We start from the raw sequence: 22027 nt of genomic DNA, 5'->3' as shown, positions 1-22027 counted from the left end.
TCAGAGAAGATTTCGTGCGGCGAGGTTCTTCATCAGCGCGCCGGTTCCGAAGATCCAGGGCGCGCAGTCGGAGGCGTAGCGCACCGTGTTGGAAAGCGCGCCAAGCGCGGGGTTGGAAATGGTCACCCGGTCGCCGGTCTTGTGGGTAAAGCCCTCGCCCGGCACATCGCGGTCCTCGGTCGGCGCGAAAAGCGTGCCGAGGAACAGGATGAAACCGTCGGGATACTGGTGATGCGCGCCAACAGTCTGGCGCACGAGATCCGCCGGATCGCGGCTGATCTCCGCCATCGATGACTGGCCGTGAAGCACATAGCCCTCCGGCCCATCGACGCGAAGGCCAAGCTGCATCGCCCGCACATCATCCATCCCGAAACCCTTGCCGAACAGGCGGAACATCGGGCCGAGGGCGCAGGAGGCATTGTTGTCCTTGGCCTTGCCGAGCAGAAGCGCCGAGCGCCCCTCGACATCGCGCAGGTTCACGTCGTTGCCGAGCGTTGCGCCGAGTATCTCGCCGCGGCTGTTGACCAGGAGCACGACTTCCGGCTCCGGATTGTTCCACTGCGAGATCTGCAGAATGCCGACCTCCGCCCCGTAGCCGACGGCGGACATCGGCTGCGACTTGGAGAAGACCTCGGCATCCGGACCGATGCCGACTTCCAGATACTGGCTCCACAGCCCTTCGGCCTGAAGCGCCGCCTTGACCTTCTGGGCCTCCTCGGAGCCGGCCTTGATATTGCGCAGACTGTCGCCGATCAGCGTGCCGATGCGCGCGCGGATCGTCTCGGCGCGTTTCGGGTCGCCGGCCGCCTGTTCCTCGATCACGCGTTCGACCATGGAACGGGCAAAGGTCACGCCGCAGGCCTTGATCGCCTGCAGATCGTTCGGCGCCAGGAAATGCACAGCCGTCCTGCTGCCCGGATCGGCGGCAAGAAGATCGGCAAGCGCACCGAGATCACGGCCCGGCGCTTCTTCAACATAGGCGGCGGGGTCTTCCATCTCGCAGATGTCGCTGACGGTGGCGCCGCCCCTGGCGGAAATGTCGATCACCCGCCCGTTGCGGCAGGTGACCACGGCAGGCCCTTCCACTTCGGGTAGCCATACCCGTCCCAGCCAGATGCCGTTTTCGTCCAGATCAAAATGCGTCATGTCTCTCTTTCATGTTCGCTGAAGGCGAGGCGCAGAATATGGGCCTCGTCCATCTCCTCACGCGCCAGAACGCCAGCCAGCCGGCCTTTCGACAGGACACCGACGCGGTCGCAAAGGCCGGTGATCTCGGGCAGCTCGGACGAAGCGACGATCACCGTCAGCCCCTCATCGGCGGCGGCGCGCACGATGTCGTAAATCTCGGCCTTGGCGCCGACATCCACCCCGTGGGTCGGCTCATCCAGCAAAAGCAGCGTCGGTCCCGAAAGGAGCGCGCGGGCAAAGATCACCTTCTGCTGGTTGCCGCCGGAAAGCGTCGTGATCGGCCGGCCATCATGTTCCATGCGAACCGAAAGCGCGGAGAGTTCATTGGCAACCGCCCCGGCCTCGCGCCTGCCGGAAACCACGCCGAAGCGGGCGAAGCTCCTGAGCGAGGAGGCCGAGGCATTCCGCCGAACCGAATGCTGCGGCAGGATCCCCGCGGTCTTGCGGCCTTCCGGCACCAGAGCGATGCCGCGTTGCAGCGCCTCTGCCGGATTGCGCGGCGCAAGCGGCGCGCCATCAAGCGTGATTGCGCCGGCGGCCTTGCGTCGTGCGCCGCAAATGGTTTCCAGAAGCTCGGTCCGCCCGGCCCCGACAAGACCGAACAGGCCGAAAATCTCGCCCTTGCGCACCGAAAAACTCACATCCTCCAGCACATGCGGCACGCTGACGCCCGCGAGTTCCAGCGCGGTCTCATCCGACGTGATCGTCCGGTCCGGATGGGCAAAGAGCGCCGATTTTCCGGTCATGTCGGCAATGATCTGGTCCTTCGTCGTGTCTTCCGGTTTGCGGTCGGAGACGACGCAGCCATTGCGCAGCACGAGCAGGCGGTCGCAGATCGACATCGCCTCTTCCAGGCGATGGGTGATGAAAATGATGGCCGTGCCGGCATCGCGCGCGCGGCGAACGAAATCGAGAAACCCCTCGACCTCATGCGGCGTCAGCGACGATGTCGGCTCATCGAGGATCAGAAGCCGCGGATTGCGCGCGCCCGCGCGGGCGATCTCGACAAGCTGCTGCTCGCCGGCACGAAGCGTGCCCGCCAAGCGGGTCGCATTGATGCTTCCCGCCCCGACCGCGTCCAGCATGCCCTGCGCCTCTTCGCGCATCCGCTTGCGGTCAACAAGGCCTGCGGCATTGCGGGGCATACGGCCCAGAAAAAGGTTTTCGGCAACGCTGAGCGCGCCGACCACAGAGAGTTCCTGGTGGACGAAGGCGATGCCCGCCTCGATCCCCTCGGCGATGGAGGCAAACTGCGTTTCCCTGCCGTCATAGAGAATTTCGCCGGTATCCGGCTTCAGGCCGCCGGAAACGATGTTCATCATCGTCGATTTGCCCGCGCCGTTTTCGCCGAGAAGGCCGATAACCTCGCCGGGCCCGAGCGTCAGCGAGACATCTTCCAGCACATTGACCGGACCGAAGCTCTTGGAAATCCCGGTCAACCTGATCCTGGGGGCAGCATTGCCGCTGCCCCCGATCGGTTTATGGCCCGCTAGCGGGTTCATTTCGCGACATCCGTCGGCGTGATGAGATTGCCGTCGGCCTCGATCAGTTCGGGCACTTCGGTGCCGGCAACCAGGTGATTGAACAGCATGACCGAGCTGTCGAACGCCTGCTGGAAGGGCGCCTGGTCGAGCAGGCCGACCATTTCGCCGCTCTCAAGATAGGCCATGTTTTCCGGCGTGTGGTCGAAGCCGACAACGCCGATCTCGCCGGTGAGGCCCAGGTCCTGAACCGCCTTGGCTGCGCCATAGGGGCCGCCGGCCGTGACATAGACCATTTCGAGATCGGGATTGGCCGTATACATGTCCTGCACCAGCGAATAGGCGCTTTCGGCCTTGTCGCGGTTCTCGAACGGGCCGATGATCTCGATACCGGGCGCATTTTCCTTCAGATAGTCGAGCGCGCCGTTCATGCGCATCTGGTGCTGGGTCGCGCCAAAATAGCCGGTGATCACGCCGAGCTTGCCGTCGCCGTCCATCTTCTCGTTGATGAACGCGCCGATCTGCTGGCCGGCGGCTGTCGCGTCTTGGCCCATGAAGGAGAGCCGCTTGGACGGCACCGCACCTTCGGCGATAATGGAGAAGACCGGTACGCCCTCTTCCGTCGCCTCGTTGATGATGCGCGCCGTACCATCAAAGATCGGCACAACGACAATGCCGTCATATTGCTGGGCAAGGGCGGCTTCGATGCCGGAGACCACGGCTTCTGCCGAAAGGTCGTCGCCAAGATCGACATAATCGAGCGTGCCGTTGAAGTCGGCCAGATAGTCCTTGGCCGCCATCGCGCCTTCGGTGACCGGGATCCAGAACGGGTTGTTCTGGAAGGACAGGAAGGCGATGCGGACATTGTCTCCGGCCTTCTCCACCGCCTCGACGGTGCCGCCTTCCGGCAGGCCATCAGCCATGGCCACCCCACTCCACACGGTTGCGGCCACGAGCGCCGCAGCAAATTTACGCAGTTTCATGTTGCTTCCTCCTAGTTTCAACATGTGCGATCCTGATCGGATCAATCCTCGGCCTCGTCTCCTCTGTGAAGCCCGTCCACCCCCACGGCGAGGATGATGATGAGCCCCTTGGTCACGACCTGCCAGTAGGCCGAAATGCCCAGCAGAACGAATGCATTGTTCAAAAGCGCCATCAGCATGGCCCCGATGAAGACGCCGATAATCGAGCCGCGACCGCCGCTGAGCGCGGTGCCGCCGAGAATGACGGCAGCAATCACGTCAAGCTCGTAGCCCATGCCCAGATTGGGGTCGGCGCTGGCCAGATTGCCGGCGAGAATGATGCCGCCAAGCCCCGCAAGCAGGCCGCAAAAGGCAAAGACCACCATGCGGATGCGACTGGTATTGATGCCGGCCAGACGCGCGGCTTTCGGATTGTCGCCGACGGCGTAGATTTCGCGGCCCGTGACGGTGCGGGTTGCGATCAGATGCACGATGATGGCAAGTCCGATCATCAGGATCACCGAGACCGGGATATCGAAGACGCGTCCCGCGCCAAGCACTTCGGCCCAGCCCATGAAGGTGACGGGAATGCCGCCGGTCATCAAAAGCGCCACGCCGCGCGCAATCGACAGCATGCCAAGCGTGGCGATGAAGGGGTTGATGCGAAAGCGCGTCACCATCAGACCGTTGAGCCCGCCGGCAAAAAGGCCCGCGCCAAGACCGGCGGCCAGAGCGAGAATGTTCGAATCCGTCGTCTGCAGCGTGATCGCGGCGCAAACGGCAGAAAGCCCGATCACCGACCCGACGGACAAGTCGATCCCGCGCGCGATGATCACCAGCGCCTGGCCGAGAGCGACGATTGCCACGACCGAACCCTGCCGGCCGACATTCATGAGATTGCGCTGCGACAGGAAATAGTCGTTCGAAAAGCTCAGGTAGAGCGCGACGAGGATCAGCATCGCAAAGACGGAAAATTCGCGGTGTTTCACCAGCGTTTTGAGACGGGTCATTCTTCCATTACCTCTTTGCGAAGGCCGCGGGACGTTTCTCGGAAAAGGCGGCGCGGCCCTCCTGCGCGTCCTCGGTGGCAAAGCAGATCGTCTGCAGGTCGCGTTCATAGGCGACCGCCTGTTCCAGCGGCATGTTGAAGGCCGCCTTGAGATTGGCCTTGGCGGTTTCCGCGGCAATCGGCGCGCGGGCGGCGATCTGCCCGGCGATTTCGCGGGCGCGCTCCATCAATGCCTCGGGTCCGGTGACTTCGCTGACCAGCCCCCAGGACAAGGCCTGAGCGGCGCTCACCGGCTCGCCGGTCATCACCATCAACGCCGCATTCGACGGGCCGATGGATTGGGCGAGATGCGCCGTCATGCCGCCGCCGCCGATCCAGCCGAGCTTAATCTCCGGTGCGCCCAGTTTCGCATTTTCCGAGGCCAGGCGGATATCGCAGGACATGGCCATTTCCAGTCCCCCTCCAAAGGCATAGCCATTGATGGCCGCAATCGAGGGTTTGCGTAAATGACGCAGAATGTCGCAATATTCCGTGCGGTTGCGAAAGGCCCACGGTGTCTCGTAGGTCTCAAGCAGCGCGATGTCGGAGCCGGCGCAAAAGGCCTTGCCGGTGCCCGTCAGGATCACGACGCGCACATCGTCGGCGCTGTTGCAGGCGGCGACGGCTTCCTCAAGCAGCAGCGCCATTTCCGGCGTCATGGCATTCAGCTTTGCCGGCCTGTTATAGGTGATCGTGGCAACATGTCCCGACACGTCCAGTGTCAGTTCCCGTGCATCGGGCTCGTTCATGTCCTGGCCTCCTCCAGTGATTTTTCCTTTGACCGGGCAAAGAGTTCCGCAAGCCCACGCGCCATAAGGGTCTCAGGCGTCCTGTCGTCAAAGCCCTGCCTCAGATAGGCCGAGGCCTCCGACTGGAAGGCGATATAGCCGTCATGGCGCGGCCGGATCGCCGCCGCCTCAAGGCTTGCCGCCGTGTTCCGGTAGAACCCGCCGACAGGCGCGTTCACATCCTCGCTCAGCCATGCCGCCCTTGCGGATGGCTGCCCGGCGTTTTCGGGAATGAAACCGGCCTGCACATCCGCACTCATCAGCCACAGAAGATGGGCGCGCAGTTCGTCGTTTACCGCGCAGCGCGTGGAGACAGCGATACCAGTGCCGCCGAGAATGGTTCCGGGCGGGCCGCCGCCAACACGCGGCGCATCATGAAAGGCCAGCGGACGGCTGCGGCTCAATGCGGCATAATTCACATAGCCGTAGACCAGCGGGCAGAGCAGAACATCATCCGCGCTCGCCATATGTTCCAGCATGCCGATCGGGTTGAGGCCGCGCGTCGTTGCCGGCGTCATCGCCGCAAGTTCAGCAAGAAGCGCGATTGCCGCCTCAGCCACCTCATCCGGCACCCATGTGTCGCCGTTGCGCAGATCCAGTTCCGGCTGCATGGCCTGGGCGACGGAGAGGAAAGACAGGAAGGCATGCGGACCGGCAAGGCAAAGGCCGACGCGTTTGCTGGCAGAACTGGTCTCCCGGGCAAGCGTCAGCACATCCTCCCAGTTCTGCGGATGCTCGGTAACGAGGTCGGGACGGCAGGCCATGACCTGTGTCGCCGCATCGAGCGGCAGGGCATAGACACGACCGCCGCTTTCGTAGCTCTCAAGACAGCGGCCGATGGTCCGCGCGTCGATCGCGGTCAATTCTTCGGCGGTGAAAATCTCATCGAGCGGCTGCAGGCAGCCGGCGACAAGCGCCTCGCCCAGATGCGGATGATCGAGCACGACGAGGTCGTATTTCGCACAGTTCTCGGCAATGGGCGCGCTTTCGAAACCTTCGAGCGGCTGCACGTCCCAATCCACCGGCCCGCCGGCGCGTTCCAGCGCCAGCCTGCCGCGCGGATGATCCCATGTCAGGCCGCGAAATCTCATTCGCCCATCCCCTTGATCGCACCGGACTTCGCCATTTCCGCGATCTCGGCGTCGGAGAAGCCGGCAGCAGAGAGAACCTCTCTCGTATGTTCGCCCACGCGGGGCGCGCCGTAGCGGACCTCGGACGGCGTGCGCGAAAAACGAATCGGGAAGCCCGGCGTCTTCACCCGGCCTTCGGTCGGATGATCATACTCGACGAATGTTCCGTTGTGAGCGATCTGCGGATCGGCCACCAGGTCGGCATAGGTATAGACCGGCCCGGCCCAAATGCCGTGGCTATTCAAACGTTCCAGCGCGTCTTCGGTCGTAAACTTGCCGATGGCCTCGCGCGTCAGCGCGAAAACGCCGTCGCGGTCCTCCCAGCCGGCCTTCATCTCGTCGAGTTCGGCAAAGCGGGGCTCGTCAAGCGCCTTGGCCATGGCCTCGAATTGCGGCATGGCGAGCGCGATATAGCCGTCCGTGGTGGCAAAGGTGCCGTAGGGCGAGCGGATATAGACATGGGCATGCGGTTCGGCGCTGCGCTCCTGCGGCTTGTGCCCAACGGTAAACACCGACAGTTCCTGCATCTGGATCGTGGTGATCGCGTCGAGCATGTTGACCTCGACCTTCTGGCCTTCGCCGGTGCGCTCGCGGTGCAGCAGCGCGGCAAGCGCGCCTTCGAACGCCGTGTAGGCGGTCACCGCGTCGACGATATACTGGCCTGAGGCCTGCGGCGGCTCGCCGGCGCGCCCGGTCGACATCATCGCCCCGGACATGGCCTGCAGCAACAGGTCCTGCCCCGGCCGTTTGGCATAGGGGCCATCCTCGCCAAAGCCGGTCATCGACACATAGATGAGGCCCGGATTGATGGCCGACAGCATTTCATAATCCACGCCCAGACGCCCGGCGACGCCGGCGCGATAGTTCTGGATGAACACGTCGGCCGTTTTCACCAGCCGCTGAATGATCGCACGGCCCTCGTCGGATTTCAGATCAACCGCCAGAGACCGCTTGTTGCGGTTGAGCGACAGGAAGGAGACATTGACCTCGTTTCCGGTCGCCCCGCCGGCCGGCGCGTGGCGCTGCCATTCGCCGGTCACAGGCTCGATCTTGATCACATCAGCGCCGAGATCGCCGAGACGCTGGGCCGCAAACGGCCCGGCCATGGCTATGGAACAGTCCAGCACCGTATATCCGCTCAAAATTCCCATCTTGCTCACTCCATGACCCAGCCGCCATTGACGGCGAGCGATTGTCCGGTGATGAAACCGGCTTCTTCGGAAGCCAGGAACATGACGGCGGCGGCGATATCCATCGGATTGCCGCGCCGCTTGACCGCCTGCCGGTCGAGCACCATGGCGTTGTAGCCCTCGGGATCGGGGTGGATCTTCTCCGCGTCGGTCGGAAAGGCGCCCGGCGAGATCGCATTGACGGTAACGCCCCATTTGCCGAACTCGCGCGCCCAGGCCCGCGTCAGGCCCAGCAACGCGCCCTTCGACTGAACATAGGGAACAAGGTTCTCCCATTGGCCGGAAAGGGTGATCGAAGTGACGTTCAGGATGCGACCCCAGTTCTGCGCCCGCATGCCTGGCAGGGCCGCCCTGGTGCAAAGCTGCGCGGCCTCCACATTGACCCCGTGAACCGCCGCCAGTTCCGCGTCGCTGTAATCCTCGAAGGGCTTTGAGGGATAGGACGCGGCATTGTTGATCACGACATCGATCGGGCGGTCGGCGGCAAGCCTTTCCAGCAAGCCGGCAAGGGACGGCTTGTCGAGAAGGTCGATCCGGTGGAGATGAAGCCGGTGGATCGAGCCCTCGGGCGCGCGGCTCTCAAGCGTCGCGATCTTCTCGGCGTCGAAATCGAGCACATGCACCTCGGCGCCGGCGGCAAGAAGCGCCAGGGTGGTCTCGGTGCCAAGCCCGCCGGCTCCGCCGGTGTAAAGCACCTTGCGGTTGGCAACATCAAAGCGCGCGCTCATGCTCCACGCCCCTCGATCGGGCGGAAATTGCCGCTGGGCGCCGGGTAGTCCGTCTCCGGCTGGACAGCGATGGCGCGGATTTCGGCCTCCGCCGCCGTAATCGCATCGGCGTCAGGCAGGATGGAGAACACCGTGTCGTAGCGGCGCTCATCGCCATGTTCGAGCCAGATCATCTCGCCGCGCTCACGCGCCGCGTTATTGCCAAGCACGTGATGGGTCGAAGGCTCGATCCCCAGCGCATATTGGCCTGCCTGCAGGTTCTGCCATTCATACTGGCAGGGGAACTGGTCCTTCTTCGTCGTCACCATGAAGCCGAGGCCGAGACGGTCGTTAACGAGCGCGACCGGAACGGAGCCGTTGTCGTCTGCCGCCATTTCGTGCTGCCATACCTGTTCGTGGAAATTCATCTGCGGCGCGGAGAGCGTGCGATAGCCAACGCCCTGTTTCTCGTAGGTTTCGGCATGCGCCACATTGACCACATCGCGGATCGGCGCGAGATAACGCGCGCCCTCTTCCAGCACGGGATGGCCGACATTGATGTGGTAGCAGAACATGTGCGGCGTGCGATAAAAGCCGGCATTGACGACCCGGTCCGTAAGGCGGATGTCATTGGTGCCCGCCTCGATCTCGATGCGACGATGCAGTTCGAGATGCTCGCCGAAGACGGCGGCCTGGGTCACGACGCCCTCGGCCCACAGGATCAGCCGGTCTCCGTCCCATCGCTCACCATAGCCGGTCAGCCGCGCCGGTATCGTGCCGACACGACCGTGCAGCGAATGGGAGGCCTTTTCGCGCGGACCATAGAAATAGGAGCTGGTCTCCGTATCATTCATGAACAGGATGTGGTCGAGACCGCAGGTAATCATCATGCCGGAGAAGCTGCGCATGAAGCCAAGGCCGCCCTCGCCCTCATATTCATGCAGGGCCGGATGACGAAAGCCAGCAGGGCTCTGCCAGCCGATGCCCTGGCCGCGATACTCGCAATCGGCGATATCCATGGCGCGGTCGATGAGAACCGTGAAGCGGAGCCCCGTGCCGGAACGGAACTCCAGCATGCGGATGCCGCGCTCAAGCCCGTCTTCGAGCTGCATCAGCCGCACGCCCGCCGCATGGCTCACATTTCCGCTGAGCGCGGCCAGTTCGGCGCGCGACAAGGACTTTCCATAAAGATGGACCATCCTCCTCCCCTTCTTTTCAATCTCCTCACGGCAAATGGAACCGTGATACCTCGCGAGGGAAATTAGGCCGAAAGGCGCGATCTATAAATCAACATTAGTCATCAAAATACATCATTTTGCATCAAAGCTGCCGACAGCCATCCTGGGAAAGCAGCGCTGGAATGACGTTTTTTAGGTATGTGGATGAATTGGCCGGGTGACGGGAAGGAGGCAAAAAGACTAGCCAAGCAGACTGCTAACAAAGCCCGCTCCACGTTCCTCCGTCATGCTCGGGCTTGTCCCGAGCATCTATGCACATATCGATGCGACAAGCGTCTCGGTGAAATCCATTGCGAAACGCCAACGCTACTCGTGCGGATAGGTGGTTAGATCCTCGGGACAAGCCCGAGGATGACGTCGGTAAAAACGGTAGGTCTGTCAGCAAACTAGCCAACGAACCGATAGCGGCAAGCAGTCTTGCAAGAAACGCCACCTGCGCCGCGACTCAGGTTCGCGGTGCACCGGGACCTCGGGACTTTAGGAGGAAGCGCCGTGGTTGCCCGAGGTCACCGGCGCGCCGCGTTCTTTGCCGCATCAAACTGCAGCCTCCCGGATCCGGACGCCGTCTCCGTCGAACAGCCGCGCATTGGCGGGATCGAAGCTCAGCGTGATCGTGTCGCCATGGCACGGGGTCTCATGGTTCCGGCGTTCGGCGATGACAGCCTCGCCGTCGCCAACCGTGCCATAAACATAGGTCGTTGCGCCGAGCTCCTCCGACACGTCGACCGTCAGCGACAAGGCGCTGCCGGTTTCCGCGTCGAGATGCTCGGGCCGGATGCCGAAGGTTACTTCCTCGCCGGCGATCAGCGGGCGCTCCAGGGTCGGCAGCCTGACATCGATGCCGGCAACGGTGACGGAGCCATCGCCATTCGCAACGGCCTTCAGAAAATTCATGCGCGGAGAGCCGATGAAGCCCGCAACGAAAAGGTTGTCCGGGTCGTGATAGAGTGAAACCGGAGCGCCGATCTGCTCGACCCGCCCGCCGCGCAACACCACGATCCTGTCGGCAAGCGTCATGGCCTCGGTCTGGTCGTGGGTGACGTAGATCATCGTGTTGCCCAGTGCCGCATGCAGCTTGGCGATTTCGACCCGGGTCTGCACCCGAAGCTCCGCATCCAGATTGGAGAGCGGCTCGTCGAACAGAAACACGTCCGGATTGCGCACGATCGCCCGCCCGATCGCCACGCGCTGGCGCTGGCCGCCGGAGAGTTGCGAGGGCTTGCGGTCGAGAAGCGGGGTCAATTGCAGGATATCGGCGGCGCGACCGACCTTTTCCTGGATCTCCGCCTTGGGATGATGCGTCATCCTGAGGCCGAAGCTCATATTGTCGAACACGCTCATATGCGGGTAGAGAGCGTAGGACTGGAACACCATCGCCACGCCGCGATCCGCCGGTTCGATATCGTTCATGCGCTTGCCGCCGATCGTCAGGTCTCCGCCGGAGATTTCCTCAAGCCCTGCTATCATGCGCAACAGCGTGGACTTGCCGCAGCCCGACGGGCCGACGAAGACGACAAGTTCGCCCTTTTCCACTTCCAGTGAAACGCCATGAATCACATCGACCGAGCCGTAGGACTTGCGGATATCGGAAAGTGCAAGCTGAGCCATGGAATTAGCCTTTCACCGCGCCGACGGCGATGCCGCTGACAATCTGGCGCTGGAATACGATGTAGAGAATGACGATTGGCGCTGCCGCCAGGACGATGCCGGCGGAAAGCAGCGGCACATTGGTGGTGTATTCGCCGCGCAACGCCGCGATGCCGACCATCAGCGTGCGCTTGTCCTGCAGGACGAGCAGCGAGATCAGCACGTCGTTCCAGCAGTAAAGCGTGTTGAGAATGCCGAGCGTGATCAGGGCCGGTTTGCCCATCGGCACCATGACATGCCACCAGATCTGGATCAGCTTCGCCCCGTCGATGCGGGCGGCCTCCACCAGTTCGCGCGGCAGGCCGGAATAAAACGAGGTCATCAGATAGACCGAGAACGGCAGGAAGAATGCCGTATAGGAGATGATCAGCCCGATACGCGTATTGAGCAGATTGAGACCGATAATCGTCTGGTAGAACGGCACCAGCACCACCTGCACGGGGATCATCAGCGAAGCGAGGATGACCACGAAGATCAGCTTCCTGAGTGGAAAGCGCAGCACGGCAAAGGCGAAGCCCGCAAGTGAGGAGATCACCAGAAGCGCCAGCACCGCGCCGAGCGTGACAATGACGGAATTGAAGAAATAGGCCGACAGGCCCGAGCGGTTCCAGACATTGATGAAGTTCATCAATGTCGGCTCCGATACGATCCCGAAACGATCGAGAATATAGCCCTTGTTGGTCTTCAGCGCATTGTTGATCGCGAAAAACACCGGGTAGACGCAGCTGAGCGCCAGAAGCGCCATGGGCACGGAAACCACCCAGAGCAGCCGTTTCTGCTTGTTGCCGGCCTGAGCCATGCTGATTGCCCTTTCCTCAGACGTTGGCGTTGCGGTTCATGATGCGGATCTGCAGATAGGCGATGCCGCCCATCAGCGCGAACAGCACCATGGACAGCGAGGCGGCATAGCCCGGTCTGTTCATCTGCCCCTGTTCGAGCCAGATCAGGAATTCCGGCAGCGTCGTCGCCGTGCCCGGCCCGCCGGCCGTCAGCACATAGATCAGGCCGAACATGTTGGTGAGAACGCCGATCGTGGTGACGACCGCGACGAATTCGATGATCGGCATCATCGCCGGGATGATGACATAGACCCAGGTCTGCCAGAGCTTGGCGCCGTCGAGCCTGGCCGCCTCCAGCATCTCCGATGACAGCGTCGAAAGCCCGGCCAGAAAGATCAGCAGGCTCATGCCGAAGGTCGCCCAGAGCTGGACGGAAAACAGCGACAGGAGCGCGGTCGAGCCGCTGCCGAGCCAGTCAACGCCTTCGATGCCGAATATGCCAAGAAGGGCATTGAGGCCGCCATCATAGCGCAGCACGATATTGAAGATCGAACCGACGATGACGCTCGAAAGCACGGCGGGGAAGAAATAGACGGAGCGGTAGAGCTTGCCGCCCGGCACGCCCACATGAATGAGCGTTGCAAAAAGCATGGGCAGCATGATCCAGACCGGCAGCGACAGGATCAGGATGCCGGTATTGCGGGCCGCGGCATGAACATTCGGATCGACCGCCATCTCGCGATAGTTTTCCAGACCGATGAAGGACGCGTCGTTGAAGCCGGTCGAATCCGTGAGCGACAGGAAGAAGCCCCAGATCAGCGGCACGATGCGGAAGACCAGCACCAGAATGATCGGCGGCAGGATGCAGAAATAGGCAAAGCGCCGCTCCGCCCCAAGGCGGTGACGGTGACGTGTTGCTGTCTGGTCCTTGGCCATAATCTGGATCCCGATTGCTTTGGTCATGACTGCGGGGCCTCAGAAAGCCCCGCAGGTCGGTCGTTGAAATGAGAGGGATGATCAGCCGCCGTGGGCCTTCGCCTGCACATCATCCATGCGGCTGGCGGCTTCTTCGACCGTGGTGTCGCCGTTCAGCAGAAGCTGGCTCTGGCGGTGCCATTCGGCCAGTTCCTCGGCCGTGACGTTGGAGTGAGCCATCGGCGCGCTCTGCTCGTTCAGGAAACCGAGGATCTTGATGACCGAAGGGCTCGAAAGGCTCGAGGTATCGACAACCGTGCTGGCTGGGACGACGCCGGCATCATTGACGAAGACGGCGACCGGCTCGGGATCGGCAAGCGTCGCCGCGAGCTTTTCCGCCAGTTCGAGATTTTCGCTGTCCTTGTTGACGCCATAGCCGATGCCGCCGGCGACCGGCATGCGCGGCTGATCGAACGCCATTTCCGGTGCGGGATGAATGAAGACGCCAAGATTGTCGGCGCCCAGGAAATCGTCGAACTGTTTCCAGTGAGCGATGTCGGAGACCAGACCGATGACATTGGCCGCGTCGGAGCGCATGAACTGCTCGTATTCGTCCATGAACTTGGCCTGCGAATTGGCGCCCTTGTTGTACCAGCCCATTTCGCCTTGATCGACCCAGGTCTGAAGGATCGCGCTGATCTCCGGGCTCGACCATGTGAGCGTGCCATCGGCGAAGGCCTGCTGCTGTTCTTCGGTCAGCATCGAGGCGGCCAGTGCCGAAAGCAGGAACTCGGCGCCGAAGCCTTCCTTGTTGCCCATGGCAAAGCAGGGAACATCGCCCTTTTCCTTGATCGCTTCACAGACAGCGACCAGTTCGTCGAAGGTCTGCGGCGGGCTTTCCGGGTCAAGCCCGGCATCGGCATAGAGTTCCTTGTTGTAATAGACGACGAAGCCCTGAATGGTGATCGGCAGCGCGTAAAGCTTGCCGTCCTCGCCCTGGAATTCTTCCGTGCCGACAAGATTTTCATTGTGGGCGGAAAGATCGAGAAGGGCCGGAATGCGGGCGCGGGTCTGCGCGCCGCCATGCAGCAGGAACACGTCCGGGCCCTTGCCGGAGGCGAGCGCCGTTCCGAGGATGGTGTAATACTGGTCATGCGGCTGCATGACGAATTTCACCGTGTCGCCGGGATTATCGGCTTCGAATTTTTCCTTCGCCGCCTGGATATAGCTGCCGGCAGCCGGATCGCCGGACTTCCAGTCCCAGACGGTCAGTTCGGCGGAAATTGCAGGTGCCGCGATGGCAGTCATGGCTGCCGCCGCCATGGACAGTTTCACGATATGCATCATTTTCTCCTCCCTCTTTCGTTTCCGGCAGCCCTGGCGCTCCTCGGCGCCGCCGGCCGGTCACTGGTTCAGGCCGATGCGGCCGAAATCTCAGGCGCGGAACCGGGCGGAACCGGCCCGATGGCGTCAGCCGCGACAATTTCCGGGCGCGCCCATTCCTCGCGCGTCGCTTCATCAAGAACCAACCCGTGGCCGGGTCTTTCCGGCGCGATGAAATAGCCGTCGCGGATTTCAAAGGTTTCCTCGACAAGATGATCGAAATTCTGGAACGAATATTCGACCCACTCGACCTCCGGCAGGGCCAGAGCCGGGTGCAGGCCGACCTCCAGAAAGGTGTTGCCGAGCGACACAGGTATGCCGAGTTCGGCGGCGAGCCAGCCGACATGCATGACGTCGGTGATCTGGCCATGAACGTTGACCATGTCGGTCGCCCCCGCCGTCATCAGCGCCCGCTTGCCGGAGGCATCGAGATATTCGCCGGAATTGATCAGCGTATTGCCGGTCGCCTGACACAGCATCCTCAGTCCGGCGAAATCCGAGCGCAAGATCGGATCCTCGACCCAGGTGAGGCGATAGCCAAGCGCTTCGATCGCGTTGATCTTGACGAGCGCTTCCTTCGCGCCCCAGGCCTCGTTTGCGTCGATCATGATCTCGGCACCTGCGCGCACGGCCTTTTTCAACAGGGCAAGCCGGTGCAGGTCCCACTCGAAATCAGGGTGCCCGACCTTGATCTTGAAGGCGGAAAAACCCTGTTCATCCGCCGCTCCGAAAAGCTCGCTGAATTCGTGATCGCTCAGGTGGAAGTCCAGCCCGGAGGCGTAACCGCGGACCCGATCCTTGTGACCGCCGCCAAGTAGTTTGTAGAGCGGCATGCCAAGCTGCTTGGCAAACATGTCCCAGAGCGCGACCTGCACCGCCTCGTGGGCCGGAATGGAGGCGGCGCGCTGCCTGCCGCCGCGCGGCCTCGCAATGCGGTGCACCAGCGCGCCCGCCTGCTCGCCCTCAAGTCCAGGAAACACTTCCGCCGCGAAAATCCGCGTCAGTTCCGCCTGCGACGGGAGGGGAAAGAACAGCGACTGGATGAACCCCAGTCCGACGGTGCCATCTTCGGCGATCAATTCCAGCGCGGCCACATGCACATCATCGGCACGCACCTGACTGTCGCCAATCGGACGATGACGACGAAACTGGTAGCGTGTGATACGAAAGCTCGCTATAGGCATGGGCATCTGGTAGACTATTCCCGATAGTTGATATATCAGATGATGGATGTAATATAGATACTGAGGGTGAGAGGCAAGTGGTTTCTTCGAAATTGTCAAATTCCGGCGCCGCCGAGCCCCATGGCGCAAAACGTCTCAGCGATGTTGCCTATGAGCGAATTCTCGAACATCTGTTCGCGAAGAAGCTGCCGGCCGGCGCCTTCGTCTCGCAGAACCAGCTTGTCGAGATGCTGGACATACCGGTCGCCCCGCTGCGCGATGCCCTACGGGTTCTGGAAGTGGAAGGCGTGTTGACCATTCACCCACGCTCCGGCATCGAATTCGTCAAACCAGGGCTGGAGCTGACGCGCTCGACCTATCAGTATCGCACGATCCTTGAGTGCGCGGCGGTGAAGGTCTTCGCCGAAACGGCCAGCGACGACGAAATCGCGGCTCTGCTCAACGAGCATGAAACGCTGTCCGAGAAGATCGGCCAGACCGGTCTTGACGCGGATGCTCTGGCGGAGATCGAGCACCTCGAGGCGGCGCTGCACGATTCAATCATCGGCGCCCTGGACAACCCGCTGATCAATTCCAGCTACAAGCGCATGCATCACTATCTGCGGCTTGTGCGGCTCGACCGGAAGATGACGCCGCCGCTCGCCCAGCGCTCGCTGAACGAGCATATGGCGATCCTCAAGGCCTGTCGGGCGCGCGACGTCCAGGCCGCCGAAGACGCCGTTCGGGCGCATTTCGATGCGGCTCTGCGCCGTCATATGGGACTCTATTGACGAGAATCAGCGGATGGTGAAAGGTTTGATTTCGTTTAGCAATTCCTGAGGAAGCGCCCGCCCGAACTGTTTCAGGTTGCGCATCAGACTGCTGCGTTTGCCCGTCCCGATCAGGATGTGCGAGACGCATGGATGATCCGCCGGAAAGTTGATCGCCGCTTCCGGAAGGGCCAGACCGTACCTGCCGGCAATTTCGGCGATCGCGGCGACCTTCTCCTTGATCTCAGGCGTTGCCGGCTCATAGTTGAAGTGCGCGTCCGGCCCCGGCCCGGTCGCCAGAATGCCAGAATTGAACACGCCGCCGATGACAAGCCGGGTTCCTGCAGTCTGCGCGCGCGGTAGAAGCGCCGCCTCGGCCGAGCGATCGAGCAGCGTATAGCGCCCCGCGAGCAGGATCTCGTCGAAATGCGCGTGCTTCATCAGTTCGAGGCAGACCTCCGTTTCGTTGACGCCAAGGCCGAAGCCGTCAATCGCACCCTCGCTCTTCAACCTTTCAAGCGCCTTCAGGCCCGAACCGGTCAGGTCCTTCATGTGACGCGCATTCGCCTCGGGTCCGTGGGCAAACTCACCGATGTCGTGAACGTAGAGAATATCGATCCGGTCGAGACCGAGTCGGGCAAGGCTCTTCTCGTGGGAACGCAGGATTCCGTCATGGCTGTAGTCGTAGCGCACGCCGTTTCGCAAATGCCCAAGCGGCGGGTCCGGCACATCGCCTTTCAGCGGCTCCAGCAGCCGGCCGACCTTGCTCGAAAGGGTGAAATCGGCGCGCGGCCTGCTGCGGAGGAAATCGCCGACGCGGCGCTCCGAAAGGCCAAGGCCATAAAAGGGCGCCGTGTCGAAACGGCGGATCCCGGCATCCCATGCTGCCGCCAGCACATCATGAGCTTCATCGGCGGAAACCGGCGCGTAAAGACCAGCCAACGCCGCGCAGCCAAAGGCGATTTGCGCTCTTTGCCCAACCTCCGTCAAAGGCACCTCCTTAGATATCAATTATCATGATTGATATATCTGATGCCAGAAGATGACAAGGCCCGTTTCCGACGATGCCGCTTTCCGGGCCGCAGCGACAGGCCATTTTGGCAAGCGCGGTTCGGGCTGGAGGCCAGTCAGAGGCCAGGAAGGATCGCGCTTTTTTCCCAAAAAAAGGCGGCAAACTCCCGATGGCAAGGGGCCGTCCCCTGTTGCCGCTATTGATCCGACGGGAACGTCTCAGCTACCATTTCCCGCAGGATGCGCACCGCATGAGGATAGCCGCGTGCGCCGCAGCCAGCCATCACCGCCGTCGCCACGGGGGAGACCAGGGAATTGTGATAGATCGGCTCGCGCTTGTGGACATTGGAGATGTGGAATTCGATCATCGGACCGGGATACATCTTCAACGCGTCCATGATCGCCATCGAATAGAAGGTAAAGGCGGCCGGATTGATCAGAAGCGCGCTCGAAGCATCGATCGCCTCGTGGATCCATGCAATCATCTCTTCTTCGGAATTGGTCTGGCGGAACACCAATCCCTCCTCGCCGGCGGCCTCCATGCACATCGCCTCGACCTCGGCCAGCGTCGTCGCGCCATAGATCTCCGGCTCGCGCAGGCCGAGCCGATTCAGATTGGGCCCGTTCAGGACATAGATCGGTTTGTTCATCGCAACTTATCCCTTGTAGCCGAACTGCCTTGGCAGCCAGAGCGAAATGTCCGGAAACAGCGTGATCAGGAGCAGCGCGGCAAGGAGCGCCACCAGGAAGGGCAGGATCTCGCGAATGATCGCGTGCAGGGATTTTCCCGATATGCTGGACATGACGAAGAGCAGCAGCCCATAGGGCGGCGTGATCAGGCCCAGCATGATATTGACCACGCAGACGACGCCGAAATGCACGAGATCGATCCCGAGCGCGTTGGCGGTCGGGATGAACACCGGCACGATCACCAGAAGAACCGTCGTGCCCTCCAGCAGGCAGCCGAGCGCAAGCAGGATGACGTTCACGATCAGCAGGAACATCACCGGCGTCAGATCGAAGCCTGCCAGCCACTGGCTGAGCGCCGTCGGCACATTCTCGATCGTCACCACATAATTGAAGACCAGCGCGCCGGCGATCAGCATGCCGATCGAAGCGGTGGTGCGCGCGCTCGACAGCAGCGAGTGGTAGACTGCGTTCACGCTAACGCTGTTGTACAGCAATGCGGAGATAACCAGAGCATAGAGCGCCGCGATCGCCGCCGCCTCTGTCGGCGTCGTGGCGCCGCCGTAAATGCCGCTCAAAAGCACGACCGGCATCATCAGCACAGGGAAGGCCTTGATGACGATCCTGGGCAGCCTGCGCATCGGCACCGGATCCTCCACCGGAAAAGCCCGGCGCTTGGCGGTCGTGACGATGATCACGATCTGCACCAGCCCCATCAGAAGGCCCGGCACGACGCCGGCAAGAAAGAGGTAGCCGATCGAGGCATCCGACACGAGCGCATAGATAACCATCGGGATCGACGGCGGAATGATCGGCCCGATGACGGCGGTGGAGGCGGTGAGCGCGGCGGCGAAGGCGGGCGGATATTTGCCGCCATCCGTCATCATCTTCTGCATCATCTTGCCGGTGCCCGCCGCATCGGCAAGAGCGGAACCCGACATGCCCGCGAAAATGATGCTCTGGGCGACGTTGACGAGTGCAAGACCGCCCGGGAAGCGCCCGACAAAGGCATTGCAGAAGGCAAGAAGGCGCAGCGTCATGCTGCCGGAATTCATCAGTTCAGCAGCCAGAATGAAGAGCGGCACCGCCAGCAGGATATAGCTTGAAAACAGCCCGTTCAGAATCTGCTCGGCCGCGGTCCCCATGTCGAGGCCGGCAAGCATCAGATAGAGGATCGACGAGGCGATCATGGCGTGGCCGACCGGCAGCCCGAGAAGCGCCAGAAGAATGATCGAGATGACGCTGAGCGCGAAGGGGTCCATCATTCGTCGGGCTCCCCGAACTCGGAATGTTCGACATAGCGGTTGGTCAGAGCGCTCCAGAACAGCCAAGCATAGCGCACCAGAACGGCCACGGCGAAGATGATGTAGATCGAATAGACATAATCATAGCGGATATCGAGATAGGACGTGTCCTGGACCTTCATGAAGGTCACGTAATCCCACACCGCCGGCAGGGAATAACCGTAGAGAAACAGAAGCGCGCCGGCCGCCAGAAGCGACATGACGCGGCGCACGCGCCGGCTGGCGAGCGTGAGCACGAAATCAAAGCGGATTTCGTCGGATTCGCGAAGGACGAAGGCCGCGCCCCAGAGCACGAGCCAAAGCCACATCAGGATGGTGAGTTCCGACGCTCCGCCGATCGGCAGGTTCAGAAGATAGCGGAAGGCCACCTGGACGATGAAGGCGCAGAACATGATCGCCAGCATCAAAGCGGCGATGTTTTCAGCCCTGCGGTGCAGCCACGCGCCTATTTGCTTCAGTCTTTGCAAGGTTGTTCTGCCTCAGGCGGGACCGTATCCGGAAAAGCCGGATACGGTCGTTGATGTTGGAGCCGCTCAGAGCGCGTTGATGCGGTCGAGCATGCCTTCCGGCCAGTCCTTCGACAGGTCGGAATTCAGATACATCTCCTGCGCATGCGCGCGGAAGGCGTCGACATCGGGCGTGTAGATATCCAGCCCCTGCTCCTCGAAGAAGGAGGCAAGCTCCCCTTCGCGCTTCAGATGCTGCTCGGTGCTCCAGGCGATCGCCTTGTCGGCGGCGGCCTCGAACTCGGCCCTCTGCTCATCGGTAAAAGAATCCCACGCATCCTGCGAGATAACCAGCAGATCATACCCCACCAGATGCGAGGTCAGCGCGATCTGATCCATCACCTCGTAGAACTTCATGTTCTCGACGTTCGGCAGCGGATTGTCCTGTCCGTCGATCGCGCCGGTCTGAAGACCGGTATAGACCTCGGCATAGGCCATGGGCGTGGGATTGGCGCCGAGCGCGCGGCCAAGGAATTGCCATGCGTCGCCGCCCGGCATTCTGAGCTTCACCCCCGCCATGTCCTCCGGCGTGTTGATCTTCTTGTCGATGCGCAACCCGACCTGGCGGGTGCCGAAATAGGTCGGTCCGAGAATATGGATGCCGAGCTGATCTTCGGCCAGGGCCTTCATCTCGGCGCCGGCATCGCTCTTGAAGAATTCATTCAGATGCTCGGCATCGCGGAAAAGATAGGCCGAGGTCAGAATGGAAAAGGCCGGAACCTGCGTGGCGATATCCTGCGGCGAAACATTGCCCATTTCGAGATTGCCGCGCTGGATGGCGATGATCTCGGTTGTCTGCTTGAACAGGTTGCCGCCGTAGTAGAGCTCGAGGTCTGCCATGGCCGACACGTCTTCCTCAAGCTGTTTCATCATGTCCGCGCGAATGTCCTGCTCGGAGAACACGGCCGAGAAGCGTAGCTTCTGCGGAGCGTCCTGCGCCAGCGACGGGGCCGCGCTTGCAAACGCCATGCCGATGACGGCGACGGCGCCCAACAGAGTTCTGCGATTGATCATTTCTCTCTCCTCCTGTTTTCATCCCGGCGATCTCCCATCGCGGAATGTCCTCATTGACGCGCGAGGCATCGCACGTTCACTTGAATTGCGGGGGCTGGCCTTTCCCTCCTCAAAGGCCGTTGATCCTGTCCAGCATGCCTTCGGGCCAGTGCTCGGACATGTCCGAATCGAGATATTGCTTCTGCGCGTAGGCACGGAACGCCTCGACATCGGGGGTGTAGACATCGAGACCCTGGTCCTTGAAGAAGGATACCAACTCGTCTTCCTGCTTCAGGTACTGCGCGTTCGACCAGGTAAACGCCTTCTCGGCCGCGTCGCGCAGGGTCTGCTGCTGGGCTTCGCTCAGGCTGTCGAAGCGGTCCGCGCTCATGATCAGCATGCCGAAACCGACATTGTGCCCGGTCAGCACGATCTGGTCCGTCACCTCGTAGAACTTCATCGCCTTGTCATTGGGAAGCGGGTTGTCCTGGCCATCGATGACGCCGGTCTGCAGGGCGGTGTAGACCTCTGGATAGGGAATCGGCACAGGATTGGCGCCGATGGCCTTGCCGAGGAACTGCCAGCTATCGCCGCCGGGCATGCGTAGCTTGATGCCTGCCATGTCTTCGGGCGTCATGATCCTCTCGTCGCCGACGACATTGACCTGGCGGCGGCCGTAATAGGCGGGCGCAAGGATCTCGACCCCCATCTTCTCGCGCGCCATCTCGCGGAAGGAATCGCCGACATCGCTGTTGAAGATCCGCATCAGATGGTCTGCATCCCGTACGACGTAGGCCGCGCCGAGAATATCGAATGCCGGCGCCTGTTCGGCAAAATCCGACGGCGGCAGAATGGCCAGATCCAGATTGCCGCGCTGGACGGCGACCAGTTCCGCGCCCTGCTTGACCAGCGTGCCGTTGAAATGCGCCTTCAGGTCGAAGTCGTCGCTGATCTCATCGGCGAAGATACCGGTCATCGCCTCGGACCGCGGCACATCCGCCGAAGTCACGTCGGAATAGAGAAGTTCGATCCTGTCCTGCGCCTGCGCGCCGGCCGCCGTCATTACCGCGACGGCCGTTATTATTGCCAGCCTCCTGATTTTGCTGTGAAATGTCATATTATCCTCCTCCTCAGCAT

At 61.9% G+C, this 22027-nt stretch carries 21 protein-coding genes; 1 reads left to right on the top strand and 20 read right to left on the bottom strand.

Features of this window, described 5'->3' with window-relative positions; translation table 11 throughout:
• The 14 genes from GGR30_RS12715 to GGR30_RS12650 all read right to left on the bottom strand — a co-directional run bounded on the left by GGR30_RS12715 (position 1) and on the right by GGR30_RS12650 (position 15646).
• Positions 1–1146, bottom strand: coding sequence for a fumarylacetoacetate hydrolase family protein (locus tag GGR30_RS12715; protein ID WP_183486838.1), 1146 nt, complete (start codon positions 1144–1146; stop codon positions 1–3).
• Positions 1143–2690 carry a sugar ABC transporter ATP-binding protein gene (locus GGR30_RS12710; protein ID WP_183486836.1) on the bottom strand — a complete coding sequence of 516 codons (1548 nt, stop codon included), beginning with the start codon at positions 2688–2690 and terminating at the stop codon, positions 1143–1145. Before GGR30_RS12710 ends, GGR30_RS12715 begins: the two co-directional genes overlap by 4 nt.
• On the bottom strand, positions 2687–3652 hold the full coding sequence (locus GGR30_RS12705) for a sugar ABC transporter substrate-binding protein (RefSeq protein WP_183486834.1): 966 nt from the start codon (positions 3650–3652) through the stop codon (positions 2687–2689). Before GGR30_RS12705 ends, GGR30_RS12710 begins: the two co-directional genes overlap by 4 nt.
• 41 nt (positions 3653–3693) lie before the next feature.
• Positions 3694–4641, bottom strand: coding sequence for an ABC transporter permease (locus GGR30_RS12700; protein ID WP_183486832.1), 948 nt, complete (start codon positions 4639–4641; stop codon positions 3694–3696).
• A 7-nt stretch (positions 4642–4648) separates the two neighbouring features.
• Positions 4649–5428 (bottom strand): enoyl-CoA hydratase/isomerase family protein, encoded by a 780-nt coding sequence (locus GGR30_RS12695; RefSeq protein ID WP_183486830.1) that lies wholly within the window; start codon positions 5426–5428, stop codon positions 4649–4651.
• Complete coding sequence (locus tag GGR30_RS12690) at positions 5425–6558, bottom strand: extracellular solute-binding protein (RefSeq protein WP_183486828.1); 1134 nt, start codon at positions 6556–6558, stop codon at positions 5425–5427. Before GGR30_RS12690 ends, GGR30_RS12695 begins: the two co-directional genes overlap by 4 nt.
• The gene (locus GGR30_RS12685) at positions 6555–7748 is read right to left on the bottom strand and encodes a CaiB/BaiF CoA transferase family protein (protein WP_183486826.1); all 1194 of its coding nucleotides are present in this window, start codon (positions 7746–7748) and stop codon (positions 6555–6557) included. Before GGR30_RS12685 ends, GGR30_RS12690 begins: the two co-directional genes overlap by 4 nt.
• A 5-nt stretch (positions 7749–7753) precedes the next feature.
• Positions 7754–8515 carry an SDR family NAD(P)-dependent oxidoreductase gene (locus GGR30_RS12680; protein WP_183486824.1) on the bottom strand — a complete coding sequence of 254 codons (762 nt, stop codon included), beginning with the start codon at positions 8513–8515 and terminating at the stop codon, positions 7754–7756.
• Complete coding sequence (locus tag GGR30_RS12675) at positions 8512–9693, bottom strand: aldose 1-epimerase family protein (RefSeq protein WP_183486822.1); 1182 nt, start codon at positions 9691–9693, stop codon at positions 8512–8514. The genes GGR30_RS12680 and GGR30_RS12675 overlap by 4 nt, the downstream gene beginning before the upstream one ends.
• A gap of 573 nt (positions 9694–10266) precedes the next feature.
• Positions 10267–11340 (bottom strand): ABC transporter ATP-binding protein, encoded by a 1074-nt coding sequence (locus GGR30_RS12670; RefSeq protein ID WP_183486820.1) that lies wholly within the window; start codon positions 11338–11340, stop codon positions 10267–10269.
• A 4-nt stretch (positions 11341–11344) separates the two neighbouring features.
• Positions 11345–12178 carry a carbohydrate ABC transporter permease gene (locus GGR30_RS12665; RefSeq protein WP_183486818.1) on the bottom strand — a complete coding sequence of 278 codons (834 nt, stop codon included), beginning with the start codon at positions 12176–12178 and terminating at the stop codon, positions 11345–11347.
• A 16-nt stretch (positions 12179–12194) separates the two neighbouring features.
• A complete protein-coding gene (locus GGR30_RS12660; protein ID WP_246413821.1) occupies positions 12195–13121 on the bottom strand; it encodes a carbohydrate ABC transporter permease in 927 nt (308 codons plus the stop codon).
• 54 nt (positions 13122–13175) lie between these two features.
• Positions 13176–14420, bottom strand: coding sequence for an ABC transporter substrate-binding protein (locus GGR30_RS12655; RefSeq protein WP_183486816.1), 1245 nt, complete (start codon positions 14418–14420; stop codon positions 13176–13178).
• Positions 14421–14485: 65 nt separating this feature from the next.
• A complete protein-coding gene (locus tag GGR30_RS12650; protein WP_210288036.1) occupies positions 14486–15646 on the bottom strand; it encodes a mandelate racemase/muconate lactonizing enzyme family protein in 1161 nt (386 codons plus the stop codon).
• 71 nt (positions 15647–15717) lie between these two features.
• Between GGR30_RS12650 and GGR30_RS12645 the strand changes: the two genes are divergently transcribed.
• On the top strand, positions 15718–16410 hold the full coding sequence (locus tag GGR30_RS12645) for an FCD domain-containing protein (RefSeq protein ID WP_183486813.1): 693 nt from the start codon (positions 15718–15720) through the stop codon (positions 16408–16410).
• 6 nt (positions 16411–16416) lie between these two features.
• Here GGR30_RS12645 and GGR30_RS12640 read toward each other — a convergent pair whose 3' ends face one another.
• The 6 genes from GGR30_RS12640 to GGR30_RS12615 all read right to left on the bottom strand — a co-directional run bounded on the left by GGR30_RS12640 (position 16417) and on the right by GGR30_RS12615 (position 22007).
• The gene (locus GGR30_RS12640) at positions 16417–17379 is read right to left on the bottom strand and encodes an aldo/keto reductase (protein WP_183486811.1); all 963 of its coding nucleotides are present in this window, start codon (positions 17377–17379) and stop codon (positions 16417–16419) included.
• 218 nt (positions 17380–17597) lie between these two features.
• On the bottom strand, positions 17598–18050 hold the full coding sequence (locus GGR30_RS12635) for a type II 3-dehydroquinate dehydratase (protein WP_183486809.1): 453 nt from the start codon (positions 18048–18050) through the stop codon (positions 17598–17600).
• Positions 18051–18056: 6 nt separating this feature from the next.
• Positions 18057–19349: a TRAP transporter large permease gene (locus tag GGR30_RS12630; RefSeq protein ID WP_183487103.1), complete on the bottom strand. Its 1293-nt coding sequence runs from the start codon at positions 19347–19349 to the stop codon at positions 18057–18059.
• Positions 19349–19858 (bottom strand): TRAP transporter small permease, encoded by a 510-nt coding sequence (locus tag GGR30_RS12625; RefSeq protein ID WP_183486807.1) that lies wholly within the window; start codon positions 19856–19858, stop codon positions 19349–19351. The genes GGR30_RS12630 and GGR30_RS12625 overlap by 1 nt, the downstream gene beginning before the upstream one ends.
• Positions 19859–19924: 66 nt before the next feature.
• Positions 19925–20911 (bottom strand): TRAP transporter substrate-binding protein DctP, encoded by a 987-nt coding sequence (gene dctP, locus GGR30_RS12620; protein WP_183486806.1) that lies wholly within the window; start codon positions 20909–20911, stop codon positions 19925–19927.
• 109 nt (positions 20912–21020) lie between these two features.
• A complete protein-coding gene (locus GGR30_RS12615; protein ID WP_183486804.1) occupies positions 21021–22007 on the bottom strand; it encodes a sialic acid TRAP transporter substrate-binding protein SiaP in 987 nt (328 codons plus the stop codon).
• Positions 22008–22027: the final 20 nt, after the last annotated feature.

This window comes from Martelella radicis (assembly GCF_014196625.1).
Lineage (GTDB): Bacteria > Pseudomonadota > Alphaproteobacteria > Rhizobiales > Rhizobiaceae > Martelella > Martelella radicis.
Note: the sequence above shows the minus strand (reverse complement) of the source record. Positions and strands in the feature narration are given on the sequence as shown.

Coding starts and splice junctions, on each gene's coding strand:
- GGR30_RS12690 (WP_183486828.1), bottom strand. CDS start 6,558: ATGAGATTTCGCGGCCTGACATGGGATCATCCGCGCGGCAGGCTGGCG.
- GGR30_RS12670 (WP_183486820.1), bottom strand. CDS start 11,340: ATGGCTCAGCTTGCACTTTCCGATATCCGCAAGTCCTACGGCTCGGTC.
- GGR30_RS12715 (WP_183486838.1), bottom strand. CDS start 1,146: ATGACGCATTTTGATCTGGACGAAAACGGCATCTGGCTGGGACGGGTA.
- GGR30_RS12635 (WP_183486809.1), bottom strand. CDS start 18,050: ATGAACAAACCGATCTATGTCCTGAACGGGCCCAATCTGAATCGGCTC.
- GGR30_RS12655 (WP_183486816.1), bottom strand. CDS start 14,420: ATGATGCATATCGTGAAACTGTCCATGGCGGCGGCAGCCATGACTGCC.
- GGR30_RS12615 (WP_183486804.1), bottom strand. CDS start 22,007: ATGACATTTCACAGCAAAATCAGGAGGCTGGCAATAATAACGGCCGTC.
- GGR30_RS12680 (WP_183486824.1), bottom strand. CDS start 8,515: ATGAGCGCGCGCTTTGATGTTGCCAACCGCAAGGTGCTTTACACCGGC.
- GGR30_RS12660 (WP_246413821.1), bottom strand. CDS start 13,121: ATGACCAAAGCAATCGGGATCCAGATTATGGCCAAGGACCAGACAGCA.
- GGR30_RS12675 (WP_183486822.1), bottom strand. CDS start 9,693: ATGGTCCATCTTTATGGAAAGTCCTTGTCGCGCGCCGAACTGGCCGCG.
- GGR30_RS12700 (WP_183486832.1), bottom strand. CDS start 4,641: ATGACCCGTCTCAAAACGCTGGTGAAACACCGCGAATTTTCCGTCTTT.
- GGR30_RS12630 (WP_183487103.1), bottom strand. CDS start 19,349: ATGGACCCCTTCGCGCTCAGCGTCATCTCGATCATTCTTCTGGCGCTT.
- GGR30_RS12705 (WP_183486834.1), bottom strand. CDS start 3,652: ATGAAACTGCGTAAATTTGCTGCGGCGCTCGTGGCCGCAACCGTGTGG.
- GGR30_RS12665 (WP_183486818.1), bottom strand. CDS start 12,178: ATGGCTCAGGCCGGCAACAAGCAGAAACGGCTGCTCTGGGTGGTTTCC.
- GGR30_RS12695 (WP_183486830.1), bottom strand. CDS start 5,428: ATGAACGAGCCCGATGCACGGGAACTGACACTGGACGTGTCGGGACAT.
- dctP (WP_183486806.1), bottom strand. CDS start 20,911: ATGATCAATCGCAGAACTCTGTTGGGCGCCGTCGCCGTCATCGGCATG.
- GGR30_RS12650 (WP_210288036.1), bottom strand. CDS start 15,646: ATGCCCATGCCTATAGCGAGCTTTCGTATCACACGCTACCAGTTTCGT.
- GGR30_RS12710 (WP_183486836.1), bottom strand. CDS start 2,690: ATGAACCCGCTAGCGGGCCATAAACCGATCGGGGGCAGCGGCAATGCT.
- GGR30_RS12685 (WP_183486826.1), bottom strand. CDS start 7,748: ATGGGAATTTTGAGCGGATATACGGTGCTGGACTGTTCCATAGCCATG.